We start from the raw sequence: 24,400 nt of genomic DNA, 5'->3' as shown, positions 1-24,400 counted from the left end.
GCGCGCTCAGGGCGCCTGGACTTCGCCGCCCTTCATCACCACGTCCACCTTCTTCAGCACGGTGACGTCCTCCAGCGGGTTGCCGGACACCGCGATCAGGTCGGCCTGCTTGCCGGGCTCGAGGCTGCCGATGCGATCGCCCAGCCCGAGCAGGTCGGCCGCGTTGCGGGTGGCGGCGACGATCGCCTGCGCCGGCGTCATGCCGTGCGCCACCATCAGTTCGAATTCGTCGGCGTTGCGGCCGTGCAGGCTGACGCCGGCGTCGGTGCCGAAGGCGATCTTCACGCCGGCCGGCACCGCGTTCTCCAGCGCCTTGCCGGTGATGTCGATGCGCCAGCGGATCTTGGCCAGCACGTCGCCCCGGTAGGCGTCGGGGTTGGCGGCGAGCCGCTCGCGATAGCCGTTCACCGTCGACAGGGTCGGCACGTAATACGCGCCGCTTTCGCGGAACAGGCGCAGGCCTTCCTTGTCCAGCAGCGTGCCGTGCTCGATCGAGTCCACGCCCAGGCGCAGGGCGAGGTTGATGCCGTCGGCACCGTGCGCGTGCACCGCCACCTTCTTGCCGTACATGCGCGAGGTTTCGACCACCGCGCGCGCCTCGTCCTCGAACATCTGCGCGCCGAGGCCGGCGCCGATGCGGCTGTTCACGCCGCCGGTGATCAGCAGCTTGATCACGTCGGCGCCCTCCGCGACCTGGCGGCGCACGGCGCGGCGGCAGCTTTCGACGCCGTCGCAGACGTTGCCGCCGGTGTCGAGCGCGTCGTGCAGGTCGGCGCGGTAGCCCAGGCGCGGGTCGCCATGGCCGGCCGTGGCCGAGATCGAAGTGTTGGCCGTGAGGATGCGCGGGCCGGGCAGCTTGCCCGCGGCGATGGCATCGCGCAGTGCGCGGATCTCGCCGTCGCCGTCGCCCAGGTTGCGCACCGTGGTGAAGCCGGCCAGCAGCGTCTTGCGGGCGTTGGCGGCGGCTTCGAGCGCGTTGTCGGCGGGGCTGCGCTGCACTTCGGCCAGCTGGCCGGCGAGGCCGCCGAGGTCGTTGGTCAGGTGCACGTGGCTGTCGATCAGGCCGGGCAGCACGAAGTGCCGGCGCAGGTAGACGACGCGCGTGTCGGCCGGCGCGCCGAAGGCGGCGGCGTCGAGGTGGCCGTCGCGCACCTGCTCGACCTTGCCGTCGCGGATGAAGAGCGTCGCGGCGCCCCGCGGCGCCTGGCCCGGGCGATCGAGCAGTTGGCCGGCCTGCACGACCACGGTCTGGGCCTGCGCTCCCAGCGAGGCGGCGAACAGGGAAACGGCGAGGGCGAGGGTTCGGCGGGTCATGCAGGCGCTCCGGGAGGTTCAGGTGGCGGGGAAGAGGCCACCCTAGCAAACCTCGTGTCCCCGGGCCGTTGACGTCGGTCGCGTTTCGCGGGCCGGCGCGGGGACCGGGGTGCCGTGAGCGTCCCGCCGCAAAACCTGTCGGCGCCGCGGCTTCAGCGCGATCGCGTCAGCGCAGCAGCTTCAGCCGGTACAGCGCTTCAAGCGCCTGCTTCGGCGTGAGCTCGTCCGGATCGATCGCGGCCAGCGCCTCCAGCGCCGGCGAGGGCGCCGGCGCGAACAGCCCGAACTGCTGCGGCGATTCCAGCGCCACCGGGCTCATCTCCGCCACCGCGTGCGGCGCGCCGCGTTGCTCAAGTTCGACCAGGGTGCGCCGCGCCTGCTCGACCACCGTGCGCGGCAGACCGGCCAGCGCCGCCACCTGCAGGCCGAAGCTGCGGTTGGCCGGGCCGTCCTTGACCGCGTGCATGAACACCAGCTTGTCGCCGTGCTCGATCGCGTCCAGGTGCACGTTGGCGATGCCGCTGCCGGGCTCGGCCAGCGCGGTCAGCTCGAAATAATGGGTCGCGAACAGCGTGTAGGCACGGTTGGCGTGCGCGAGGTGCCGCGCGCAGGCCTCGGCCAGGGCCAGGCCGTCGTAGGTTGAGGTGCCGCGGCCGATCTCGTCCATCAGCACCAGCGAGTTCGCGGTGGCGTGGTGGAGGATGTAGCTGGTCTCGGCCATCTCGACCATGAAGGTCGACTGCCCGCGCGCCAGGTCGTCGCCGGCGCCGATGCGGGTGAGGATGCGGTCGATCGGCCCGATCACCGCGCGCGCCGCGGGCACGAAGCTGCCCACGTGGGCCAGCAGCACGATCAGCGCGTTCTGGCGCATGTAGGTGCTCTTGCCGCCCATGTTCGGGCCGGTGATGACCAGCATGCGGCGGCCGTCGTCCAGCACCAGGTCGTTGGGCTCGAAGGGCTCGCTGCGCACGGCCTCGACCACCGGGTGGCGACCGCGTTCGATCCGGAGGCCGGGCGCGTCGGTGAGTTCGGGCTGCGACCAGTCAAGCGCCTGCGCGCGTTCGGCGAAGGCGGCCAGCACGTCGAGCTCGGCCAGCGCCGCGGCGCAGCGCTTGAGCGATTCCAGCTGCTCGTTCAGGGCGTCCAGCAGCTGCTCGTAAAGCAGCTTCTCGCGCGCCAGCGAGCGCTCGCGGGCGCTGAGCACCTTGTCCTCGAAGGCCTTCAGCTCTTCGGTGATGTAGCGCTCGGCGCCGGTCAGGGTCTGCCGGCGCGTGTAGTGCGTGGGCGCCCGGTCCGACTGCCCCTTGCTGATCTCGATGAAATAGCCGTGCACGCGGTTGTAGCCGACCTTCAGCGTGGCGATGCCGGTGGCGGCCTTCTCGCGGGCCTCGAGGTCGACCAGGAACTGGTCGGCGTTCGTGGACAGCGTGCGCAGCTCGTCGAGTTCCGCGTCGAAGCCCCCGGCGATGACGCCGCCGTCGCGCAGCAGCACCGGCGGCTGCGGGATGATGGCCGAGGCCAGCAGGGCGGCGTGGCCCGCGTGTTCGCCGAGCTCGGCCGCCAGCGCCTGCAGGCGCGGCGAATCCAGCGGCGCCAGTACTGCGCGCAGCGCAGGCAGCATGCCCAGTCCGTCGCGCAGCGTGGACAGGTCGCGGGGCCGCGCCGAGCGCAGGGCCACGCGGGAAAGAATGCGTTCGACGTCGCCCAGTCCGCGGAAGCGCTCGCGGAGCTCGTCGCCGGCAGCCGAGGCAATGAAGGTGGCGACGGCGTGGTGGCGCTCGCCAAGCACCTGCCGGTCGCGCAGCGGGCGATTGAGCCAGCGGCGAAGCAGGCGGCCGCCCATCGGGCTGATGCTGGCGTCGAGCACGCCCAGCAGCGTGTGCTCGACGCGGCCGTCGGTGCGGCTGTCGAGCTCGAGGTGGCGGCGGGTGGCGGCGTTGATGGCGATGCCGTCGTCGGCCGACTCGAAGGCGATGGCGGTCAGGTGCGGCAGGCGCTGCTTCTGGGTCTCCTCGACGTAGGCCAGCAGGGCGCCCGCGGCGCCGATCGCCAGCGGCTTGTCCTCCAGCCCGAAGCCGGTGAGGTCGTGCAGCGCGAAGAAGCGCAGCAGCTGGCGGCGGCAGGCGTCGGCGTCGAAGCCCCACGGCGGCCGGCGGCGCAGGCCGGGCAGCGCGGTGACGGCGGTTGGCCAGCCATCCTCGTCGGGCAGCAGGATTTCCGCGGGATCGAGGCGGGCGAGTTCGGCGGTGAGCTGGTCTTCGGTGGCGACTTCCGAGACCAGGAAACGGCCGCCCGCGAGGTCGGCCCACGCGATGCCATAGCCGTGCCTCCCGCGCGAGACCGCCAGCAGCAGCGTGTCGCGCCGCTCCTGCAGCAGCGCCTCGTCGGTGACGGTGCCGGGGGTGACGATGCGGACGACCTTGCGTTCGACCAGGCCCTTGGACGCGGCGGGATCACCGATCTGCTCGCAGATCGCCACCGATTCGCCCAGCGCCACCAGCCGCGCCAGGTAACCCTCCATTGCATGCACCGGCACGCCGGCCATCGGGATCGGTGAACCGGCCGAGGCGCCGCGTTGGGTCAGGGTGATGTCGAGCAGGCGCGCGGCCTTGCGGGCGTCGTCGTAGAACAGCTCGTAGAAGTCGCCCATCCGGAAGAACAGCAGGATGTCGGGATGCTCCGCCTTGGCGGCGAAGAACTGGCGCATCAGCGGCGTGTGGGCGGGGCTGTTCGGATCAGGCGTGGACATGAAGGCAGGCAGTAAGGGGAGGACGGCGAAGGACCGGCCGTCGAGACCGCTGCATTGTGCCGCATGCGCCCGCGGCCTGCCCCGCGGGATGCCGTGGCCGGGCGGGCCGCAGGGCCGGCCCGGCCGCGTGGCTCAGCCTGCGGTCGCCTCGTCGGCCGGCTTGTCGGGGCTGAAGTTGACCGGGACGCGGACCCAGCCCTCCACCTTCTCGCCTCGCGCACCGTTCCGGCCGGCGTTGAAGCGCCAGTTCCAGGCCGCATCGACGGCCGCCTGGTCGAACACGCCGTCGGTGGACGGCTGGTGCACCTTGATTTCCTTGGGCACGCCATCCACGCCCACCAGCACGTCCAGGACCACCAGGCCACCCAGGCCCCTGGCGATCGCCTCCGCCGGATACTTCGGGGGATCCAGGACATCATCGTTCGTCAGGGCCTTCAGGGGCTTGGCCTCGGGCGCGGGCGTCGCCGGTTGCGCGGCCCAGGCAGCCAGGCTCGTGGCCGCGGCCAACGCGAGGACCAATGCCGAGGCGACGCCGCGGCGACGCGGGCCGGGAAGGGTTTGCTTGAGCATGCGGACTCTCTCCTTCAGGGGATGGCAGGACTGCCAGTGGCAGCCCACGGGGAGGCCGAAACCGGCCAGTTGGGTCTTGAGCATGGCGTCGCCGTAGCGGCGTCGCGCGCCCGGGAATCGCGCCAGTACCGCCGCATCGCAGGCCAGTTCCTGGTCGAAGCGGAAGCGCGTCGCGGCGACGTGCACCAGCGGGTGGAACCAGAACAGGCAGCGCAGCAGTGAGGCCAGCGCCTGCGCGGGGATGTCGCCGCGCTCGATGTGCAGCTGCTCGTGGGCGATGACCAGCTGTTGCTCGTCGGGCGTGTAGCGGGCGCTGAAGTCGGACGGCAGCACGATGCGCGGACGGAGCAGGCCAACGACGGCGGGCGCCGCCCACCCCGACAGGTCATGGTCGCGTTCCGGTTGGCGCGCCACGCCGCGGGTGAATCGGCGTTGGCGCACCCGCATCAGCAGCGCCAGCGACGTGGCGCCGAGCAGCCACAGCGCCAGCAATCCAGGCGTCAACAGGGCGCTGGCCTCGGCGGCGGCGGGCAAGGTCGCCAGTAAACCGCGGGCCTCGCCGAAGGCGGCGGGAGCAAGCTCGGCGCGCCGCGCCGGCAACAGCACGGCCACCACGGCCAGGGGCACCACGGCCCACAGCCCGTAGGCGGCCCGCGCCCCCAGCCATCGGCGCACCGGGTTGCGCAGGCCCAGCACCAGGACCAGCGCGAACGTGATCGCGGCCGTGGCCTGCAGCAGCTCCGCCAGGGCATCACTTGCCATCATCGAGTTCCTCCAGCAGCCGCTTCACGTCGGCGATGTCCTTGCGCGAAAGCTTGTGGCTCTCGGTGAAGTGCGCGATCAGCGGCGCCAGCCGGCCGTCGAACAGACGATCGAGCAGGTTGCTGCTCTGGCCGCGGACCCAGGCCTCGCGGGTCAGCACGGGCGAGTAGCTGAAGCGCCGGCCGTCCTTCGCCGCCTTCACCGCGCCCTTCTTCACCAGGCGACCCAGCAGGGTCTTGATGGTGGAGACCTGCCAGTCCTGGTCGCGGGCCAGTTCGGCGATCACTTCCTCCGAGCTGCGGGGGCTGCCGCGCCAGAGCACTTCCATCACGACGCTTTCGGCTTCACTGATCTGCATGGGTTTGTCTACGCCTGTAATCCTGTCTCCAGACTACAGGTGTAAACGGCCATGTCAAGCGACTCGCCCGGGCGGCGACCGGTAGCCACGTCCGGCGCCGCGGACTAGGCTTGGCGCATGGACCCCCGACCGCTCCCCGAAGACGACCTGCTGCACGCCCTGGCCGAACAGGTGGGCGCCGCGCTCCAGGCCCGGCACCTGATGCTGGCCACGGCCGAGAGCTGCACCGGCGGCTGGATCGCCAAGATGATCACCGACATCCCGGGCTGCTCGGCCTGGTTCGACTGCGGCATGGCGGCCTACAGCTACGAGGCCAAGCAGGCGCTGCTGGGCGTGCGGCCGGAAACCCTGATCGAACACGGCGCGGTGAGCCGGGAAACCGTGGTGGAAATGGTGTCCGGCGCGCTGGTCACCTCAGGCGCGAGCATCGCGGTGGCGGTGACCGGCATCGCCGGCCCCGGCGGCGGCAGCCCCGGCAAGCCCGTCGGCACCGTCTGGCTGGGCTGGAAGCGGCGCGGCGGCTATCCGAAGGCCGAACTGTTCCACTTCGACGGCGACCGCGAAGCCGTGCGCCGGCAGACGGTCGAAGCCGCGCTGCGCGGCCTGCTGGAGCTGGCCCGCTAGTCCGCGCCAAAAACCGCTTGACAGGGCAGGGAGGTTCGTTAGTAGTATTACTACTAATGGACATCACCGACACCCAGCAGGCCATCCTGGCCATGATCACCGAGCGCATCGAGGCCGACGGCGTGCCGCCGTCCCAGGTCGAGATCGCCCATGCCTTCGGCTTCAAGGGCGTGCGCGCGGCCCAGTACCACCTGGAAGCCCTCGAGCAGGCCGGCGCCATCCGCCGCGTGCCGGGGCAGGCCCGCGGCATCCGCCTGGTGTCGCCGGCGGCGTCCCCCCAGAACGTGTCGTCCCCGGCCGCGGACCTCGTCCCCGCGGCCGGGGACGACCTCCTTCGCCTGCCCGTGCTCGGCCAGGTCGCGGCCGGCCTGCCCATCGGCGCCGACGCCGGCCTTCACGACATGGTCCTGCTCGATCGCGTCTTCTTCTCGCCCGCGCCCGATTACCTGCTGAAGGTGAAGGGCGACTCCATGCGCGACGAAGGCATCCTGCACGGCGACCTGATCGGCGTGCACCGCACCAACGACGCGCGCAGCGGCCAGATCGTCGTCGCCCGCATTGATGAGGAAATCACCGTGAAGCTGCTCAAGATTGGCAAGGACGGCATCCGCCTCCTGCCCCGCAACCCCGACTACGCGCCCATCGTGGTGAAGCCCGACCAGGACTTCGCGATCGAAGGACTGTACTGCGGCCTCGTAAGGCCGAACCGTTGAGCTTCGGTGGCAAGAAGTCCGGCCCGAAGAAGTCGCTTTCCCTACAGCGCATCGAGGCGGAAACGGCTGCCGCGGAAGCCGCCGGTCCCGCAGATTCAGGGCCAGCCGCCGGTTCTCAGTCCGTGAGACCCCGCCCCTCTAACCTCGCAACACCTGAAAACAAACCCCCGAGGAACCCGACGATGGACGAGAACAAGAAGCGCGCCCTCACCGCTGCCCTGAGCCAGATCGAGAAGCAGTTCGGCAAGGGCGCCGTCATGCGCATGGGCGACAAGAGCACCGAGCCGGCCGAAGTCATCGGCACGGGCTCGCTGATGCTCGACATCGCGCTGGGCATTGGCGGCCTGCCCAAGGGCCGCGTCATCGAGATCTACGGCCCCGAGTCCTCGGGCAAGACCACGCTCACCCTGCAGGCCATCGCCGAGTGCCAGAAGGCCGGCGGCACCGCGGCCTTCATCGACGCCGAGCACGCGCTCGACCCGACCTACGCCGTCAAGCTGGGCGTCAACATCGACGACCTGCTGGTCAGCCAGCCGGATACCGGCGAGCAGGCGCTCGAGATCGCGGACATGCTGGTGCGCTCGAACTCGGTGGACATGGTGGTCGTCGACTCCGTCGCCGCGCTCACCCCGCGCGCCGAGATCGAGGGCGAGATGGGCGACCAGCTGCCGGGCCTCCAGGCCCGCCTGATGAGCCAGGCCCTGCGCAAGCTCACCGGCAACATCAAGCGCAGCAACTGCATGGTCATCTTCATCAACCAGCTGCGCATGAAGATCGGCGTGATGATGCCGGGCCAGAGCCCGGAAGTGACCACGGGCGGCAACGCGCTCAAGTTCTATGCCTCGGTGCGCCTCGACATCCGCCGTATCGGCTCGGTGAAAAAGGGCGAGGAAGTGATCGGCAACCAGACCAAGATCAAGGTGGTCAAGAACAAGATGGCGCCGCCGTTCAAGGTCATTGTCACCGAGATCCTCTACGGCCAGGGCATCAGCCGCGAGGGCGAGATCATCGACATGGGCGTGGACGCCAAGCTGATCGAAAAGGCCGGCGCCTGGTACAGCTACAACGGCGAGCGCATCGGCCAGGGCAAGGAGAACGTCCGCCAGTGGCTGAAGGACAACCCGGCCGTGGCCAAGGACCTCGAGGGCAAGCTGCGCGACAAGTTCGTGCCTGGCCTGGTGATCGGTGACGAGAACGCCGAGCCGGCCGAGGCCTGAGCCGGAAGGCGGGACGCGGGGCGAGCGCATGGGATTCGGTGACCGCCCCGAGCGTCCGAAGCCGGACGCTTACCAGAAAGCGCTGGAGCTGCTGGTGCGGCGGGAGCACTCCCGCCGCGACCTCAAGCGCAAGCTCGGGCTGCGCGGCGCCGATCCCGAAGAGGCCGAGGCGGCGATCGAGAAACTGGCCGGCCTCGGTTACCAGGACGATCTGAGGTTTGCCACGGCCTTCGCCCGTGACCGGGCGCATTCGGGCTATGGCCCGGTGCGCATCCGCCAGGAGCTGGCCGGGCATGGCCTGCCGGCGGAGGCCGTGCTGCAGGCCCTCGACGCCTGCGAGACCGACTGGGCGGCCTCGGCCAGGGCATTGATCGACAAGCGCTTCCGGCCCGTCGACCTGGCGGATCCCGCGAGGCGCCGCAAGGCCGTGGATTTCCTGCTCCGGCGGGGATTCGACCAAGGCGGCGCCTACGGTGCCGTGCGCGGCCGGGCGGAAGAGCCGGACGACCCCGACGGCTTCTGACCCGCTGGTCGCCCGGCCCAAGCGTCCGGACCCCGGCCCCGGGCTGCTAATCTTGGCGGCCACGCCATTGGCTTGTGATCCCCGGCTCCGCCCCGCATGTGCAGGGCAGGGCGGGCAGGTCGCGCCGCGGCCCCGCTTCCGAGTTCCCAGAGCCTTTCGCCGTCCATGACCAAGACCAGCCACCAGATCCGCCGGGATTTCCTCGAGTTCTTCCGATCCAAGGGCCACGAAATCGTGCCCTCCAGCCCGCTCGTGCCGGGCAACGACCCGACCCTGCTGTTCACCAACGCCGGCATGGTGCAGTTCAAGGACGTGTTCCTGGGCGCCGAGAAGCGCAGCTACGTGCGCGCGGTGAGCTCGCAGCGCTGCGTGCGCGCCGGCGGCAAGCACAACGACCTCGACCAGGTCGGCTACACCGCGCGCCACCACACCTTCTTCGAGATGCTGGGCAACTTCAGCTTCGGCGACTACTTCAAGCACGACGCCATCACCTATGCCTGGGAGCTGCTGACCGAGGTCTGGAAGCTGCCCAAGGAGCGCCTGCTCGTCACGATCTACCACACCGACGACGAAGCCTTCGACATCTGGAACAAGGTCGTCGGCCTGCCGCCCGAGCGCATCATCCGCATCGGCGACAACAAGGGCGCGCCCTACGCCAGCGACAACTTCTGGCAGATGGCCGACACCGGCCCCTGCGGCCCGTGCTCGGAGATCTTCTACGACCACGGCGACCACATCGCCGGCGGGCCCCCGGGCAGCCCGGACGAGGACGGCGATCGTTTCATCGAGATCTGGAACAACGTCTTCATGCAGTACGACCGCCAGCCCGACGGCACCCTGGTGCCGCTGCCGGCGCCCTGCGTGGACACCGGCATGGGCCTGGAGCGCGTGTCGGCCGTGCTGCAGCACGTGCACAGCAACTACGAGATCGACCTGTTCCAGCACCTGATCAAGGCCGCCGCCGCGCTCACCCGCACCACCGACCTCGAGCACAAGTCGCTGCGCGTGATCGCCGACCACATCCGCGCCTGCAGCTTCCTGGTGGTGGACGGCGTGCTGCCGTCGAACGAGGGCCGCGGCTATGTCCTGCGCCGCATCATCCGCCGCGCCATCCGCCATTTCTGGAAGCTCGACGGGCTCAGCGCCGACGGCAAGTTCTGGCGCATGGTGCAGCCGCTGGTCGAGGTGATGGGCGAGGCCTATCCCGAGCTGGCCGCCAAGCAGACGCTGGTCGAACAGGCGCTGAAGGGCGAGGAGGCCGCGTTCGCGCAGACGCTTGATGCCGGCATGGCGCGCCTGCAGGACTACCTGGCGGCCTCGGGCAACCGCATCCGCGGCGAGCAGCTGTTCCAGCTGCACGACACCTATGGCTGCCCGCCGGACCTGATCGCCGACCTGCTGCGCGAAAACGCCGACAAGGGCTGGGCCCTGGCCGACGGCGCGCTGGCCGAGTACGAGGCGCTGATGGAGCAGCAGCGCGACCGCGCCCGCGCCGCCAGCAAGTTCTCGGGCGTCACCGCGCTGCCGACCGACCTGATCGCCACCCTGCGGCCCACCGAGTTCCTCGGCTATGAGTCGCTGGACGCCGACGGCTGCCGCATCGTCGCCATCGTCCGCGAGGGCAAGCCCGTGCAGCAGCTCGCGGTGGGCGAAGAGGCCGTCGTGCTGCTGGACCGCACGCCGTTCTACGCCGAGTCCGGCGGCCAGGTCGGCGATGCCGGCCAGCTGCTCGATCCGGCCGGCAGTCGCTTCGACGTGCGCGACACGCTCAAGCTCTCGGGCACCTTCCACGGCCACCTGGGCCGCCTCGCGGGCGGCACGCTGAAGGTCGGCGACCGCCTTTCGGCGCGCGTGGACGAGGCGCGGCGCCAGGCCACGGTGCTCAACCATTCCGCCACCCACCTGCTGCACGCCGCGCTGCGCAAGGTGCTGGGCGAGCACGTGACGCAGAAGGGCTCGCTGGTCGCGCCCGACCGCCTGCGCTTCGATTTCTCGCACTTCCAGGCGATCCCGGCCGCCGACCTCGCCCGCATCGAGGCCATGGTGAACGCCGAGATCCGCCGCAACGCCGAGGCCGAAGTGCACCACATGGGCATGCAGGAAGCGCTGGATTTCGGCGCAATGGCGCTGTTCGGCGAGAAGTACGGCGAGCACGTGCGCGTGCTGCGCATGGGTGAGTTCTCCACCGAACTTTGCGGCGGCACCCACGTGCACCACACCGGCGACATCGGCGTGTTCAAGATCCTTTCCGAAGGCGGCGTGGCCGCCGGCGTGCGCCGCATCGAGGCGGTGACGGGCGAGGGCGCGCTGGCGCACATCGCCGCCGAAGAGCGTCGCCTCGAGGAGGCCGCCAGCCTGCTCGGCGGCAATGCCGGCGACGTGGTCGACAAGCTGCGCCAGCTGCTCGACCGCCAGAAGAAGCTCGAGCGCGAGCTTGAATCGCTCAAGGCCAAGGCCGCCGCCGGCGCCACCTCGGACCTGGCGGCCTCCGCGCCCGAGGTGTCCGGTACCAAGGTGGTCGCGGCGCGTCTAGAGGGCCTCGACGCCAAGTCGCTGCGCGATGCCGTGGACCAGCTCAAGTCGCGCCTCGGCGACGCCGTGATCGTGCTGGCCTCGGCCGATGGCGGGAAAGCCTCGCTGGTGGCGGGCGTGCAGGGTGCCGCGCTGGGCAAGGTGAAGGCCGGTGAGCTGCTGGCCCATGTCGCCGCGCAAATCGGCGGCAAGGGCGGCGGACGCCCGGACATGGCCCAGGGCGGCGGTCCCGACGGCCCGGCGCTGGTGGCGGCCCTGCAGGGCGTGCCGGCCTGGGTGGCCGATCGCCTGGGCTGAGTCCTGCCGCGCGCGGGGCGCGTTTCATTGCGCCCCGCCCGGCCGCGCACTACCATCGGAAAACGCCGCCATCTTGCGGCTGGGAACCGCGCGCAGCCATCGGGTCGCGCGGGCCGGTGCAGGGACGTATCGGGAGGGAGAGCAATGCTTATTTTGACGCGTAGGGTGGGAGAGACCCTGATGATCGGTGACTCGGTCACCGTGACGGTGCTGGGCGTCAAGGGCAACCAGGTGCGGATCGGCATCACGGCGCCCAAGGACGTGGCCGTGCATCGCGAGGAAATCTTCCAGCGCATCCAAAAGGACGACGGCGATGCGCCCTCCGGCGCCGCCGCAGATGCGGGTTTACCGAAGCCCGATTGAAAGGCTATCCTATGCGGCCGGTTTCGCCCGAGAGGGTGGGGTCGGTGTCCGTAACGGAGTGATGCCCGAGTGGCCGAAGGGGCTCCCCTGCTAAGGGAGTATCGGGTCAAAAGCCTGATCGAGGGTTCGAATCCCTCTCACTCCGCCAGGTCGAATCCGCCGCCGAAAGGCGGCGTTTTTTCCACCCGGCAACGACGGACAAAGGTGTGCTTGGGTCGCCTTCGGATTTTGTTTCACCAAAGGCATTGACGGCTTCGCCAGCGTCCCCCATAATTTCGCTTCTGCGCGCCCGTAGCTCAGCTGGATAGAGCACCAGGCTACGAACTTGGTGGTCGGGAGTTCGAATCTCTCCGGGCGCGCCACTCTTCGGCAAACAGGGTGCTTCGGCACCCTTTTTGTTCGGTGGCCCAGGCAGGGGGTGCGTTGCACCTCCCGCCGGGGCGGCCGTAAAGTTGTAACTCGTGCGGCGCGCCTTCCCGGGTGCCGGGCTTCACCGCCGGGGTATAGCTCAGCCTGGTAGAGCGCCAGCTTTGGGAGCTGGATGTCGTGGGTTCGAATCCCTCTGCCCCGACCAGGCCAGCTTTCCCGGCACCTGCGGTAACCGCGCATGGAAGCGGGCGGACGCGGTCGGTATCATCCCGGCAGGCGCCCGTAGCTCAACTGGATAGAGCACCGGCCTTCTAAGCCGGCGGTTGCAGGTTCGATTCCTGCCGGGCGCGCCAGGCCGGGAGGGGTGGAACGGGTTAAGGTTCACAATGTGGTGGATGTAGCTCAGTCGGTTAGAGCATCGGATTGTGATTCCGAGGGTCGCGGGTTCGAGTCCCGTCTTCCACCCCAGTTCCAAGCGCGGCATAATGTCGCGTCGCAAGCCGCTTCGGCGGGAAGATAACGGGCCGTTAGCTCAGTTGGTAGAGCAGTTGACTCTTAATCAATAGGTCGTAGGTTCGAATCCTACACGGCCCACCATCTTCCCGATTGAATCGTCACCGCGCGGCAATGCGAAAGTGGCGGAACTGGTAGACGCGCTGGATTTAGGTTCCAGTGGGGCAACCCGTGAGAGTTCGAGTCTCTCCTTTCGCACCATCCGGCAACGGAGGCGCGGGGATGATTCGGGGCTCTGCGGGTTTTTTCATTTTCGCGCCCGGGAACGGCGCGGTCAGGAGTTGACATGCAAGTTTCGCTCGAGAACACCGCCAACCTGGAACGCCGCCTCACCATCACCCTGCCGGCGGAGCGCCTCGACGGCGTCGTCGGCAAGCGCCTGGTCGAGATCGCGCGCACAGCGAACATCAAGGGCTTCCGCAAGGGCAAGGTGCCCGCCAAGGTCATCGAGCAGCGCTTCGGGCCGCAGGTCCGCAGCGAGGCCTACGGCGAGCTGGTCCGCGAAAGCCTCGGCGAGGCCCTGCGCGAGCAGAAGCTGCTGGTCGCCGGCAACCCCGAGCTGAAGGCCGACCCGGCCGCCGCCGAGGGCGAGATCCGCTTCACCGCCACCTTCGAGGTCGTGCCTGATTTCGGCACCATCGACCCGAAGCAGCTCAAGGTCGTGCGCACCACCTCGTCCATCGAGGACACCGACATCGACGGCATGATCGAGACCCTGCGCGCGCAGCGCCGCACCTGGGTCGCGGTCGAGCGCCCGGCGCAGCCGGGTGACCTGCTGGCGGTCGAGACCGTCGCCACCAGCGGCGAGCTGCGCATGCCCGCCGAGGGCAGCGACAAGGGCAACACCGTGCTGGGTTCGGCCGTGATGCTGCCCGAACTCGAGGCCGCGCTGGCCGGCATGTCCGCCGGCGACGAGCGCGAGGTCGACATGACCTTCCCGGCTGACTGGCGCGCCACCGAGCTGGCCGGCAAGTCCGCCAAGGTCCAGCTCAAGGTGCACAAGGTCTCCGAGCCGCACCTGCCCGAGATCGACGAAGCCTTCGTCAAGAGCTTCGGCATCAAGAACGGCAAGGTCGAGCAGTTCCGCAAGGAAGTGCGCGCCAACCTCGAGCGCGAGCTCAAGGGCACGCTGATGGCGCGCCTGCGCGCGGAAGTGGCTTCCAAGCTGGTGGCCGCGTACAGCAGCGTCGAGCTGCCGCCGCGCCTGGTCCAGGCCGAGGCCCGCAACATGGCCGCTGCCGCCGAGCAGCAGGCCCGCCAGCAGGGCCAGGCCAACGCCAAGGCCGACCCGGAGATGTTCATGCCGGCCGCCCGCAACCGCGTCGCCGCGGCGCTGCTGGTCGGCGAGGTCGCCCGCCAGAACAACCTCAAGCTCGACGGCCGCCGCCTGAACGAGACCCTGCAGCTGATCGCCTCGACCTACGAGGAGCCGGAGCAGGTCGTTGAACTCTACAAGAACGACCCCAACCTCATGCAGGGCCTCCGGAACCGCGTGATGGAAGAGCAGGTGATCGACTGGATCGCCGAGCGGGCCGACGCGACCGAGCAGGCGCTGAGCTTCACCGAACTGATGCGCCCGGCCGCGTAAGATCGGCCAAAACGGAGGACGTCGCATGGAACCGATCAAGGGCTTGAACCTGGTGCCGATGGTGGTCGAGCAGACCAGCCGCGGCGAGCGGGCGTATGACATCTACTCGCGCCTGCTCAAGGAGCGCGTGATCTTCCTGGTCGGCCCCATCGACGACTACATGGCGAACGTGATCGTCGCCCAGCTGCTGTTCCTCGAGGCCGAGAACCCCGAGAAGGACATCAGCCTGTACATCAACTCGCCCGGCGGCATCGTCACCGCCGGCCTGGCGATCTACGACACGATGCGCTTCATCAAGCCGGACGTGAGCACCATCTGCGTCGGCCAGGCCGCCAGCATGGGTTCCTTCCTGCTGGCCGCCGGCACCAAGGGCAAGCGCTACATCCTCCCGAACTCGCGCGTCATGATCCACCAGCCCTCGGGCGGCGCCCAGGGCCAGGCCAGCGACATCGCGATCCAGGCCAAGGAAATCCTGTTCCTGCGCGAGCGCCTGAACAAGGAGCTGTCCGACAACACTGGGCAGCCGATCGACAAGATCGAGCGCGACGTCGAGCGCGACTACTTCATGTCGTCGGAAGAGGCCAAGGCCTACGGCGTCGTGGATGCGGTCATCAGCTCGCGGCCCGACGACACCGTCCAGGCCGGTTGACCGGCCCCGAACGCCGCCTTCATGCCCCGATCCGGCCCCGTCCGGGTCGGGGCTTGACCATTGGCGGCCTGTGATATTCTCGATTCCGACCCATTCCACCAGGGCAACCAGAGCATGACCGAAGACCGCCAGGGCCGTACCGGCGACAGCAGCAAGATCCTGTACTGCTCGTTCTGCGGCAAGAGCCAGCATGAGGTTCGCAAGCTGATCGCGGGCCCCAGCGTGTTCATCTGCGATGAATGCGTCGAGCTGTGCAACGACATCATCCGCGAGGAGCTCGAGGAGAAGGCGCACGCCGCCCGCAGCCACCTGCCCAAGCCGCGCGAGATCCTCGAGGTCCTCGACCAGTACGTGATCGGCCAGCAGCGCGCCAAGAAGACGCTCTCGGTCGCCGTGTACAACCACTACAAGCGCATCGAGAGCCGGATCAAGAACGACGACATCGAACTGTCGAAGTCCAACATCCTGCTGATCGGTCCCACCGGCTCGGGCAAGACCCTGCTGGCCGAGACCCTCGCGCGCCTGCTCAACGTGCCGTTCACCATCGCCGACGCCACCACCCTCACCGAGGCGGGCTACGTCGGCGAGGACGTCGAGAACATCATCCAGAAGCTGCTGCAGAAGTGCGACTACGACGTCGAGAAGGCGCAGCAGGGCATCGTCTACATCGACGAGATCGACAAGATCTCGCGCAAGTCCGAGAACCCGTCGATCACCCGCGACGTGTCGGGCGAGGGCGTGCAGCAGGCGCTGCTGAAGCTGATCGAGGGCACCGTGGCCTCGGTGCCGCCGCAGGGCGGCCGCAAGCACCCGCAGCAGGAATTCCTGCAGGTCGACACCAAGAACATCCTGTTCATCGTCGGCGGCGCCTTCGCCGGCCTCGACAAGATCATCCAGGCCCGCAGCACGGAGGCCGGCGGCATCGGCTTCTCGTCGAAGGTGAAGAGCGCCGAGCGCAAGATCGAGGTCGGCAAGCTGCTGGCCGAGGTCGAGCCCGAGGACCTGATCAAGTTCGGCCTGATCCCCGAGTTCGTCGGCCGCCTGCCGGTGGTCGCCACGCTCGAGGAGCTCGACGAGACCGCGCTGATCAAGATCCTCACCGAGCCCAAGAACGCCATCACCAAGCAGTTCAAGAAGCTGTTCGAGATGGAGGGCGTCGAGCTCGAGGTTCGCCCGGATGCCCTGATGGCGATCGCCAAGCGCGCGCTCAAGCGCAAGACCGGCGCCCGCGGCCTGCGCACCATCATGGAGTCGGTGTTGCTCGACACCATGTACGACCTGCCGTCGCTCGAGAACGTCAGCAAGGTCGTCGTGGACGAGTCGGTGATCAGCCATGCCACCGAGCCCTACCTGATCTACTCCAGCAGCCCGGCGCCCGCCGCGGCGCCCAAGGCGGCCTCCGGCGACTGAGCCGGACGCTGCAAGTGCTTGAATCCCGGGCCGGTCTTTCCGGCCCGTTTCTTTTCCGGAAGAAAAACTTGCAAGCGGCGCCCGCGGCCCCCATAACCTGAGCCATAGCGGGGCCCCCGGCCCCCGACGGAGCCAATCCCATGGAAGACAAGACCCCCGTCCCGAACCGCCTCGACCTGCCCGTGCTGCCGCTGCGCGACGTGGTGGTCTACCCGCACATGGTCATCCCGCTGTTCGTCGGCCGTGACCGCTCGATCAAGGCGCTGGACCTGGCGATGGCCGGCGACAAGCAAATCCTGCTGATCGCGCAGAAGAGCCCGGACACCGACGACCCGGCCGCCGACGACCTGTACTCGGTCGGCACGCTGGCGCAGGTGCTGCAGCTGCTCAAGCTCCCCGACGGCACCATCAAGGTGCTGGTCGAGGGCTCCGCGCGCGTGGCGATCGACGGCTACGGCGACCGCGAGGGCGCGCTCACCGCCACCGGCGTCGAGGTGGACTCGCTGCACGAGCGCGATGCGCGCGAGCTCGAGGTCACCCAGCGCTCGCTGATGACCCTGTTCGAACAGTACGTCAAGACCAACCGCAAGCTGCCGCCCGAACTGCTCACCACGCTGTCGGGCATCGACGAGCCCAGCCGGCTGGCCGACACCATCTCGGCCCACCTCGGCGCGCGCCTGTCGGACAAGCAGCAGCTGCTCGAGACCCTCGACATCGGCCAGCGCATGGAAATGCTGATCGGCCTGGTGGACGGCGAGATCGACGTGCAGCAGATCGAGAAGCGCATCCGCGGCCGCGTGAAGTCGCAGATGGAGAAGAGCCAGCGCGAGTACTACCTCAACGAGCAGATGAAGGCGATCCAGAAGGAGCTCGGCGAGCTGGACGAGGCGCCGAACGAACTCGAGGAGCTCGCCAAGAAGGTCGCGGCCGCCGGCATGCCCAAGCCCGTGGAGGCCAAGGCCCGCACCGAACTCAACAAGCTCAAGCAGATGTCGCCGATGTCGGCCGAGGCCACCGTCGTGCGCAACTACATCGACTGGCTGGTCGGCGTGCCGTGGAAGAAGCGCAGCAAGGTGCGCAAGGACCTCAAGGCCGCGCTCGACGTGCTCGACGCCGACCACTACGGCCTGGAGAAAGTGAAGGAGCGCATCCTCGAGTACCTCGCGGTGCAGTCGCGGGTGAAGAACATGAAGGGCGCGATCCTCTGCCTCGTCGGCCCGCCCGGCGTGGGCAAGACCTCGCTCGGCCAGTCCATCGCCAAGGCCACCAACCGCAAGTTCGTGCGCATGTCGCTCGGCGGCGTGCGCGACGAGGCCGAGATCCGCGGCCACCGGCGCACCTACATCGGTTCGATGCCGGGCCGCATCGTCCAGAACCTGAGCAAGGTCGGCAGCAAGAACCCGCTGTTCATGCTCGACGAGATCGACAAGATGAGCATGGACTTCCGGGGCGACCCGTCCTCGGCCCTGCTCGAAGTGCTGGACCCGGAGCAGAACCACTCGTTCAACGACCACTACCTCGAGGTCGACCTGGACCTGTCGGAAGTGATGTTCGTGGCGACCTCGAACTCGCTCAACATCCCGGGCCCGCTGCTCGACCGCATGGAAGTGATCCGCATCCCGGGTTACACCGAGGACGAGAAGCTGCACATCGCCGAGAAGTACCTGATCCCGAAGCAGCTCAAGGCCAACGGCCTCAAGCCGTCCGAGCTCAAGGTCAGCGAGGCGGCGGTGCGCGACATCGTGCGCTACTACACGCGCGAATCCGGCGTGCGCAACCTCGAGCGCGAGGTGTCCAAGATCTGCCGCAAGGTGGTCAAGGAGATCGCGCTGGCCGGCCCGCGCAAGAACGGCAAGCCGCTGTCGATGAGCGTCACCCCCAAGAACCTCGACAAGTACCTGGGCGTGCAGCGCTACGATTTCGGCCGCGCGGAGCAGGAGAGCGAAGTGGGCCTGGTCACCGGCCTGGCCTGGACCGAGGTCGGCGGCGACCTGCTGCAGATCGAAGCCACGCTGCTGCCCGGCAAGGGCCAGCTGATCCTCACCGGCCAGCTTGGCGACGTGATGCAGGAGTCGGTGAAGGCCGCCTACAGCGTGGTGCGTTCGCGCAGCGAGCGGCTGGGCCTGGACACCGAATTCCACAACAAGTTCGACACCCACGTGCACGTGCCCGAGGGCGCGACCCCGAAGGACGGCCCCAGCGCGGGCATCGCGATGGTGACGGCCCTGGTCTCGGTGCTCTCGGGCGTCCCGATCCGCGCTGACGTCGCCATGACCGGCGAGATCACCCTGCGCGGCCGCGTGCTGCCGATCGGCGGCCTCAAGGAGAAGCTGCTCGCGGCCCTGCGCGGCGGCATCCGTACGGTGCTGATCCCGGACGAGAACAAGAAGGACCTTGCGGACATCCCCAAGAACGTCACCCAAGGCCTTGAGATCATTCCGGTCAAGTGGATCGACGAGGTGCTGGATGTCGCCCTGGTGCGGCCGCTGTCCCCGGGCGCGGGCTCCGAGCCCGCCCCGGAAGCCAGCAGCGAACCGGGTGGTAAAGACGCCGGCGGCGCCGCGATGACGCACTGATCGCGAAGCGCCGCAAGCCCCTGAAACCCGCGAAATATCTGGCTTTCGCGTATTGCGCGGTCAAAATGCGACTGGTATAAATCATCCAACCTTCGCACCGGAAACCTCCGGGTGCGCTGGCACAGGTGGATCGGAGCCGCGCCCCAGGCCATTGCCGGGCCGGTCCGGTTTTTCAGAATGCGGGTAACCCCCCGCCCAGGGAGTCAATAATGAACAAAGCCGAATTTACGAGTGCCGTCGCCGATGGCGCCGAGCTGTCCAAGGCTGACGCCGGCCGCGCTGTCGACGCCATGATCGAAGTGATCAAGAAGGCGCTCAAGAAGGGCGAAACCATCACTCTGGTGGGCTTTGGCACCTTCTCCGTCCGCAAGCGCGCCGCCCGCCAGGGCCGCAATCCGCAGACCGGCGACACCATCAAAATCAAGGCTTCGAAAAATCCTGCGTTCAAGGCTGGCAAAGCCCTAAAGGATGCTGTAAACTGAGCGTCTTGTAGGGGTGCTTAGCTCAGCGGTAGAGCGTCGCCCTTACAAGGCGAGGGTCGGGGGTTCGAAACCCTCAGCACCCACCAGTAAGTGATTCAGCGGAGTGGTAGTTCAGTCGGTTAGAATGCTGGCCTGTCACGCCGGAGGTCGCGGGTTCGAGTCCCGTCCACTCCGCCATATCCTCGAGGGCGCCCCACAAGGGCGCCTTCGTTTTTTCCGGCCCGGGAAACCGGGCTCCACCTTCGAACGGCAAAGCCCACATGCTGCAGCGCATTCGCGACAAGTCCTCGGGTTGGATCGCTTACCTCATCCTCGGCGCCGTCATCATCACGATGGCGTTCTTCGGCCTCGAGGCGTATTTCTCGCCGAAAATCGAGACCTACGCCGCCAAGGTCGAGGGCCCCGCCAAGTTCTGGGTCTTCGGCAAACAGGAGCGCGAGATTTCCCAGGAGGAATTCCGCCGCCGCTTCGAGCAGGCCCGCCAGGAGGCGCGCCAGCAGCAGGGCGAGGCCTTCGACAGCGCCGCGTTCGAGTCGATCGAATCCAAGCGCAATATCCTCGACCGCATGGTGGATGACGCGCTGATGGCGCTGGTCGCCGAGCGCGAGGGCCTGACCATCTCCGACCAGGAAGTCGCCGAGCAGCTCAAGGCGCTGCCGCAGTTCCAGGTCAACGGCGTGTACAGCCCGGACCAGTACCGGCTGACGCTGGCGGGGCAGGGCCTGACCCACGCCCAGTTCATGGCGTCCGTGCGTGCCGACCTCGCCAGCCGCATGCTGCCCAACCAGATCATCGGGAGCGCGATCGCCAGCGACGCCGAGCTCGAGGCTTTCCTCAAGCTCAGCCAGCAGACCCGCACGCTGCGCCTGCTCGACCTGCCGACGCCGTCGCTGCCGGCCGAGCCGCCGACCGATGCGGAGCTGCAGGCCTGGTACGACGCCAACCCGTCGCTGTACCGCAGCGAGGAAAAGGTGGCGGTGGAGTACGTGGAGATCGACGGCGCCAGCCTCGATGTCCCCACCACGGTCGACGAGGACACGCTGCGCGCGCGCTACGCGGAGCTCCGCTCCCGCTACGTGACCGAGCCGCAGCGCGTCGCTTCGCACATCCTGGTGGCGGCCGCGGTGGATGCCGACCAGGCCACCAACGACGCCGCGCGCGAGCGCGCCGCTGCCCTGGCCGCGCAGGCCCGGGCGCCGGGCGCCGATTTCGCGGCGCTGGCGCGCGAGAACTCCGACGACCTCGGCTCCAAGGCCGAGGGCGGCGACCTGGGCGTCGTCGAGGCCGGGCTGTTCGATGCCGCCTTCGAGCAGGCGCTGTTCGCGCTGGACGAGGCCGGGCAGGTCACCGACCCGGTGCGCACCCCGGATGGCTGGCACGTGATCCAGCTGCGCGAGCTCACCCCGGGTTCCGAGCGCCCGTTCGAGGACGTGCGCGCCGAGCTCGAGGCCGAGTATTTCGAGAACGAAGCCGAGCGTCTGTTCAGCGAGCTCAGCGGCCGACTGATCGAGCGCACCTACAAGGATCCGACCGCGCTCGCGCCGTCGGCCGAGGCGCTGGGCCTGCCGGTGCAGCGCACCGGGCTGTTTGGCCGCGGGGGCCTGGACCAGGGCCTGTCGGCGATCGAGGCGGTGCGTGCGGCCGCCTTCAGCGACGCGCAGAAGACCGAGCGCCAGGTCAGCGACGCGATCGAGATCGGACCCAACCACATCGTGGTCATCCATGTCGTCGAGCACGTGCCCGAGGCCGCGATCCCGTTCGCCGAGGTCAAGGACCGCGTGCTCTCCGACCTCAACGCCGACCGCCTGGCCCAGGCCGCGCAGGCCCAGGCCGAGGCGCTGCTCGAGCGTGCGCGTGCCGGCGAGACGCTCGATGCGCTGGCCACCGAGGTCGGCCGCACCGTGGCCGAGCTCGAGAACATTCCCCGCCAGGCCGGGCTGCCGCCGGCGCTGCTGGCCGAGGCCTTCCGCGTGGCCGCGCCGGAGGAGGGCAAGCCCTCGTTCGGCATCGCCAAGGTCGGTGCGGACCGCCAGGTGCTGTTCGAGGTGACCGCGGTCACCCCGGGCGACCTGGCCACGCTCGACGACGCCACCCGCACGCTGATCCTCGGCCAGTTCGCGCAGGCCCGCGGCCTGGTCGAGTTCCAGGAGTACACGAAGGCGCTGCGCAAGGTCTACACGGTGCGGGTCGCCGAAGACCGGCTCTGATCCCGCGTCCGAACCCAAGGAAAAGGCCCGGGAATCCCCCAGCCGTTACGTTAACGTGTTGACGGTATAGGTTCCCGGCTCTATAATCCCTAGGTCGATTCCGACTGGGGGTTCTTTTTTGCGCGCTATTCCACCGACGAGCGAACGTTGCCCCGAAATGGTTCAGGGGGTGCAGGTGAACTCCTGCCGCAACCCGCGCTGTGCGAACTTCGGCGTCCTCCCGTTGGCTCGGGTTGATAGGGGCCCGAACCCGAAGGTGGTCGACAACTACATTGCCGTGGGGTCGGGCAAGAACACGGCTGGCTTGCGATGCAAGCTCTGCAACGAAACGAACGCCATCAAGAGTAATCGGGCGGTCGTGGAAGAGCTGGAGCGGATCACCCACGCCCCGGCCCAGGTTAGCTCGATAGCCTGCCGCAACGAAAATTGTACTCACAACGGGCTGGCCGACACATCGCCACCCACGCGCTATCAGGCCTTCGGAACCACAGCCGCCGGGTCGAGGCGTTTCCGGTGCAAGGCGTGCGCCAAGACCTTCACTGTCCCGATCCGATCTTCACTTCGGCAACGGCTGCCAGGCAAGACGGCGATCATCTATCGCTTGCTGATCAACAAGTCCCCGATGCGCCGCATTTGCGAGGTCGCGGAAGTGACGGCGCCTGTCATCTACCAGAGGATCGGATTCATTCATGAGCAGTGTCTGCGCGTTGCCGCGGCGCATGATGAGCGGTTGCAGTCACTGAAGAAGACCCGTCTTGGCATTGCAGTGGATCGGCAGGAGCACGTCCTCAACTGGAGTAGCCAGTTCGACCGGCGGGTCACCCAGATGGGCGCGGTGGCCAGCGCCGAGACCTCATCAGGTTTCGTGCTTGGCCTCCATCTCGACTACGATCCGCGTTACGACGTGCACGATCTGGAAATGGCCGCGCAAGCGTGCGGCGATCCCGCGAAACGGCCGGCGTTTCGAAAGTACGCACGCATCTTCTTGCCGTTCGAGGATGGACCGAACGAGGCCGAGGATCCCTTGCCAGAGGAGTCTCGCTTGCCCTCGCGCGGCGTCCGCATCCACTCGCCCTATACGATCTACGCCCACTTCTACCGCATTGGGCAGCTGCTGCCGGAGATTGAGCAGCTTCACTTCTATCTCGACCGGGACCCCGGCCTGCACGGCGGATGCTTCGCCGCGTTCGGGCCTCGGGTCAAGGCGGGAACGGTCGAAGCCTTTTGGGTAAGGATCGATAAGTCTCTATCTGTGGACCAGAAGAAGCGACTCCTGGCCGCCAGCGAAGCCGCCTTGGCAAAAGCGCAAGCCGCACACCCGGGGATGCGCAAGTTTGACGTCGCCAAACAGCTGCTGCTGTCTGCGATCGGTCACCCAGAGTTTCTAGGCCTGCCGGTGGTGAAACGGTGGGTGCCGCATCCAATGCCCAATATGGGCGAGCCGGCCAAGGCCATGTGCTACCTGTCGGACCGAGGTGATCTGGACCCTTCGACCCTGGCCGATTATCTGCTGGATGTGAGAATGCACGCGCTTGACCGCTTCTTCATGCAGGTGCGGCGCCGGCTCTCCGTGCTCGAACGCCCCATCTTTTCGCCGAGCTCCAACACCCGGTGGCACGGCTATGCCGTCTACAACCCCACGGTCGTCATGCGGCTGCTTGAGATCTTCCGGGTCACGTACAACTTCGTCCTGGTCGGGGAGGACCGCAAAACGCCGGCGATGCGGTTGGGCCTTGCGTCCCGGCCCATGACCTTGGAGGACATCATCGCGTTCCTCCCCGGCGATCAGTCGTCCGTGAAGGCATAGTCCTTGGCCAGCTTCGGGTCGCGCAGAGCCACTCGTCGGTGGGGCGCGGCGCTGGCCGGCAGGTCGAGGCGGTGCGCCAGTAGGAAGTACTTGACCAGGCACTGACGCATGGACACTTTCCAGCTCCAGAGCTCGCCCTGACGACGCATGCCGAACTCACGCGCGACCACCGCCTGCTGCGAGGCGGATAGACCCGGGGAAGGGAAGACATCGATCGTGACCTGCGTCTGCCAGTCGCGGTCATCCGCCGCTGACGCCGGCGCCGCGGCCTCGGTGGCCGGGCGGGCTTTGAGAATTCTGGCCAGCACGAAGTCAGAGAATCGCTGCTTGCGGCTGTCATAGGCCCGGACATGCCAGCGCTCGTTCGCGAAGACGAGCGCGTGGGGCCAGAGGGTTCGCTCCGTAGGTTCGGGGTCGGAGAACGACTGGTATTTCACTAGCACTCCACCGTGACGGCGCAGCCCACCGATGATGTCCTTGAGGACAGCGCGATCGATCTTGCCCGCCACCGGAGGCAAGGTTTCCGCCTTCACGGCGGGGCCTGCCGTCACCATCACCGCGGCCTCGCCACTGAGGGCGTAGGCATGCAACATCGCCAGGTATTCGCCGGGGTCGCCGGTGGCGTAGGCTGGCTTGAAGCTCGGCCCGATCCGCCAGGCCCGGGTCTCGGGATCGTAGACCAGGTTGTTCTTGTGCAGCTTGCGATAAGCGGTGATTTCCCGCGTGACATGGTTGAGCGTGAGACCGAAAGCCTCGCAGATGTCCTTGCGCTGCAGC

At 68.2% G+C, this 24,400-nt stretch carries 18 protein-coding genes and 9 tRNA genes; 22 read left to right on the top strand and 5 right to left on the bottom strand.

Features of this window, described 5'->3' with window-relative positions; translation table 11 throughout:
* Positions 1-6: 6 nt before the first annotated feature.
* From N787_RS13040 to N787_RS13025, 4 genes are all read right to left on the bottom strand, one after another.
* Positions 7-1,314, bottom strand: coding sequence for a metal-dependent hydrolase family protein (locus N787_RS13040; protein WP_034215029.1), 1,308 nt, complete (start codon positions 1,312-1,314; stop codon positions 7-9).
* Between the two features lie 166 nt (positions 1,315-1,480).
* Entirely contained in the window at positions 1,481-4,063 is a 2,583-nt protein-coding gene (gene mutS, locus N787_RS13035; protein WP_034215026.1) for a DNA mismatch repair protein MutS, read from the bottom strand.
* Positions 4,064-4,195: 132 nt separating this feature from the next.
* A complete protein-coding gene (locus tag N787_RS13030; RefSeq protein WP_034215024.1) occupies positions 4,196-5,395 on the bottom strand; it encodes a TonB family protein in 1,200 nt (399 codons plus the stop codon).
* Positions 5,385-5,753: a BlaI/MecI/CopY family transcriptional regulator gene (locus N787_RS13025; RefSeq protein WP_034215022.1), complete on the bottom strand. Its 369-nt coding sequence runs from the start codon at positions 5,751-5,753 to the stop codon at positions 5,385-5,387. Before N787_RS13025 ends, N787_RS13030 begins: the two co-directional genes overlap by 11 nt.
* 117 nt (positions 5,754-5,870) lie before the next feature.
* On the opposite strand from N787_RS13025, the gene N787_RS13020 reads away from it, so the two are divergent.
* The 22 genes from N787_RS13020 (at position 5,871) to N787_RS12915 (ending at position 23,623) form a co-directional block, all read left to right on the top strand.
* Positions 5,871-6,377 carry a CinA family protein gene (locus N787_RS13020; protein WP_052575468.1) on the top strand — a complete coding sequence of 169 codons (507 nt, stop codon included), beginning with the start codon at positions 5,871-5,873 and terminating at the stop codon, positions 6,375-6,377.
* 56 nt (positions 6,378-6,433) lie between these two features.
* Positions 6,434-7,090, top strand: coding sequence for a transcriptional repressor LexA (gene lexA, locus N787_RS13015; protein ID WP_034215020.1), 657 nt, complete (start codon positions 6,434-6,436; stop codon positions 7,088-7,090).
* Positions 7,091-7,272: 182 nt separating this feature from the next.
* Positions 7,273-8,307, top strand: a complete 1,035-nt coding sequence (gene recA / locus N787_RS13010; RefSeq protein ID WP_034215017.1) for a recombinase RecA — start codon at positions 7,273-7,275, stop codon at positions 8,305-8,307.
* Positions 8,308-8,335: 28 nt separating this feature from the next.
* Entirely contained in the window at positions 8,336-8,830 is a 495-nt protein-coding gene (locus tag N787_RS13005; protein ID WP_034215015.1) for a regulatory protein RecX, read from the top strand.
* Between the two features lie 96 nt (positions 8,831-8,926).
* Complete coding sequence (alaS, locus tag N787_RS13000) at positions 8,927-11,659, top strand: alanine--tRNA ligase (RefSeq protein ID WP_052575467.1); 2,733 nt, start codon at positions 8,927-8,929, stop codon at positions 11,657-11,659.
* A 144-nt stretch (positions 11,660-11,803) separates the two neighbouring features.
* On the top strand, positions 11,804-12,022 hold the full coding sequence (gene csrA / locus N787_RS12995; RefSeq protein ID WP_034215010.1) for a carbon storage regulator CsrA: 219 nt from the start codon (positions 11,804-11,806) through the stop codon (positions 12,020-12,022).
* A 55-nt stretch (positions 12,023-12,077) separates the two neighbouring features.
* Positions 12,078-12,170, top strand: a tRNA-Ser gene (locus tag N787_RS12990).
* A 137-nt stretch (positions 12,171-12,307) separates the two neighbouring features.
* Positions 12,308-12,384, top strand: a tRNA-Arg gene (locus N787_RS12985).
* 135 nt (positions 12,385-12,519) lie between these two features.
* Positions 12,520-12,596: transfer RNA gene (locus N787_RS12980), tRNA-Pro, on the top strand.
* Positions 12,597-12,667: 71 nt separating this feature from the next.
* Positions 12,668-12,744: transfer RNA gene (locus N787_RS12975), tRNA-Arg, on the top strand.
* A 38-nt stretch (positions 12,745-12,782) separates the two neighbouring features.
* Positions 12,783-12,859 (top strand) — tRNA-His (locus N787_RS12970).
* A 53-nt stretch (positions 12,860-12,912) separates the two neighbouring features.
* A tRNA-Lys gene (locus tag N787_RS12965) sits at positions 12,913-12,988 on the top strand.
* A 32-nt stretch (positions 12,989-13,020) separates the two neighbouring features.
* Positions 13,021-13,105 (top strand) — tRNA-Leu (locus N787_RS12960).
* Between the two features lie 85 nt (positions 13,106-13,190).
* Positions 13,191-14,492: a trigger factor gene (gene tig / locus N787_RS12955; RefSeq protein WP_034215008.1), complete on the top strand. Its 1,302-nt coding sequence runs from the start codon at positions 13,191-13,193 to the stop codon at positions 14,490-14,492.
* A 25-nt stretch (positions 14,493-14,517) separates the two neighbouring features.
* Complete coding sequence (gene clpP / locus N787_RS12950; RefSeq protein ID WP_034215006.1) at positions 14,518-15,141, top strand: ATP-dependent Clp endopeptidase proteolytic subunit ClpP; 624 nt, start codon at positions 14,518-14,520, stop codon at positions 15,139-15,141.
* A gap of 114 nt (positions 15,142-15,255) precedes the next feature.
* Complete coding sequence (clpX, locus tag N787_RS12945) at positions 15,256-16,551, top strand: ATP-dependent Clp protease ATP-binding subunit ClpX (protein WP_034215004.1); 1,296 nt, start codon at positions 15,256-15,258, stop codon at positions 16,549-16,551.
* A gap of 140 nt (positions 16,552-16,691) precedes the next feature.
* Entirely contained in the window at positions 16,692-19,127 is a 2,436-nt protein-coding gene (gene lon, locus N787_RS12940; protein ID WP_052575466.1) for an endopeptidase La, read from the top strand.
* A 209-nt stretch (positions 19,128-19,336) separates the two neighbouring features.
* Positions 19,337-19,609: an HU family DNA-binding protein gene (locus N787_RS12935; RefSeq protein WP_034215002.1), complete on the top strand. Its 273-nt coding sequence runs from the start codon at positions 19,337-19,339 to the stop codon at positions 19,607-19,609.
* Between the two features lie 11 nt (positions 19,610-19,620).
* Positions 19,621-19,695: transfer RNA gene (locus tag N787_RS12930), tRNA-Val, on the top strand.
* A 14-nt stretch (positions 19,696-19,709) separates the two neighbouring features.
* Positions 19,710-19,786, top strand: a tRNA-Asp gene (locus tag N787_RS12925).
* An 83-nt stretch (positions 19,787-19,869) separates the two neighbouring features.
* Positions 19,870-21,816: a SurA N-terminal domain-containing protein gene (locus tag N787_RS12920; protein WP_034215000.1), complete on the top strand. Its 1,947-nt coding sequence runs from the start codon at positions 19,870-19,872 to the stop codon at positions 21,814-21,816.
* Positions 21,817-22,072: 256 nt separating this feature from the next.
* On the top strand, positions 22,073-23,623 hold the full coding sequence (locus N787_RS12915; RefSeq protein ID WP_156969040.1) for a hypothetical protein: 1,551 nt from the start codon (positions 22,073-22,075) through the stop codon (positions 23,621-23,623).
* Here N787_RS12915 and N787_RS14515 read toward each other — a convergent pair.
* Positions 23,602-24,400: BrxR family transcriptional regulator (locus N787_RS14515; RefSeq protein ID WP_052575464.1), on the bottom strand; the 799-nt coding region annotated here is incomplete at its 5' end. The two genes, N787_RS12915 and N787_RS14515, sit on opposite strands and share 22 nt — an antisense overlap.

Origin of the sequence: Arenimonas metalli CF5-1 (assembly GCF_000747155.1) — a bacterium.
GTDB lineage: Bacteria > Pseudomonadota > Gammaproteobacteria > Xanthomonadales > Xanthomonadaceae > Arenimonas > Arenimonas metalli.
Note: the sequence above shows the minus strand (reverse complement) of the source record. Positions and strands in the feature narration are given on the sequence as shown.

Excerpts from the sequence above, each read along its gene's own strand:
- N787_RS13040 (WP_034215029.1), bottom strand. The coding sequence starts at position 1,314 with ATGACCCGCCGAACCCTCGCCCTCGCCGTTTCCCTGTTCGCCGCCTCG.
- mutS (WP_034215026.1), bottom strand. The coding sequence starts at position 4,063 with ATGTCCACGCCTGATCCGAACAGCCCCGCCCACACGCCGCTGATGCGC.
- N787_RS13030 (WP_034215024.1), bottom strand. The coding sequence starts at position 5,395 with ATGGCAAGTGATGCCCTGGCGGAGCTGCTGCAGGCCACGGCCGCGATC.
- N787_RS13025 (WP_034215022.1), bottom strand. The coding sequence starts at position 5,753 with ATGCAGATCAGTGAAGCCGAAAGCGTCGTGATGGAAGTGCTCTGGCGC.
- N787_RS13020 (WP_052575468.1), top strand. The coding sequence starts at position 5,871 with ATGGACCCCCGACCGCTCCCCGAAGACGACCTGCTGCACGCCCTGGCC.
- lexA (WP_034215020.1), top strand. The coding sequence starts at position 6,434 with ATGGACATCACCGACACCCAGCAGGCCATCCTGGCCATGATCACCGAG.
- recA (WP_034215017.1), top strand. The coding sequence starts at position 7,273 with ATGGACGAGAACAAGAAGCGCGCCCTCACCGCTGCCCTGAGCCAGATC.
- N787_RS13005 (WP_034215015.1), top strand. The coding sequence starts at position 8,336 with ATGGGATTCGGTGACCGCCCCGAGCGTCCGAAGCCGGACGCTTACCAG.
- alaS (WP_052575467.1), top strand. The coding sequence starts at position 8,927 with ATGTGCAGGGCAGGGCGGGCAGGTCGCGCCGCGGCCCCGCTTCCGAGT.
- csrA (WP_034215010.1), top strand. The coding sequence starts at position 11,804 with ATGCTTATTTTGACGCGTAGGGTGGGAGAGACCCTGATGATCGGTGAC.
- tig (WP_034215008.1), top strand. The coding sequence starts at position 13,191 with ATGCAAGTTTCGCTCGAGAACACCGCCAACCTGGAACGCCGCCTCACC.
- clpP (WP_034215006.1), top strand. The coding sequence starts at position 14,518 with ATGGAACCGATCAAGGGCTTGAACCTGGTGCCGATGGTGGTCGAGCAG.
- clpX (WP_034215004.1), top strand. The coding sequence starts at position 15,256 with ATGACCGAAGACCGCCAGGGCCGTACCGGCGACAGCAGCAAGATCCTG.
- lon (WP_052575466.1), top strand. The coding sequence starts at position 16,692 with ATGGAAGACAAGACCCCCGTCCCGAACCGCCTCGACCTGCCCGTGCTG.
- N787_RS12935 (WP_034215002.1), top strand. The coding sequence starts at position 19,337 with ATGAACAAAGCCGAATTTACGAGTGCCGTCGCCGATGGCGCCGAGCTG.
- N787_RS12920 (WP_034215000.1), top strand. The coding sequence starts at position 19,870 with ATGCTGCAGCGCATTCGCGACAAGTCCTCGGGTTGGATCGCTTACCTC.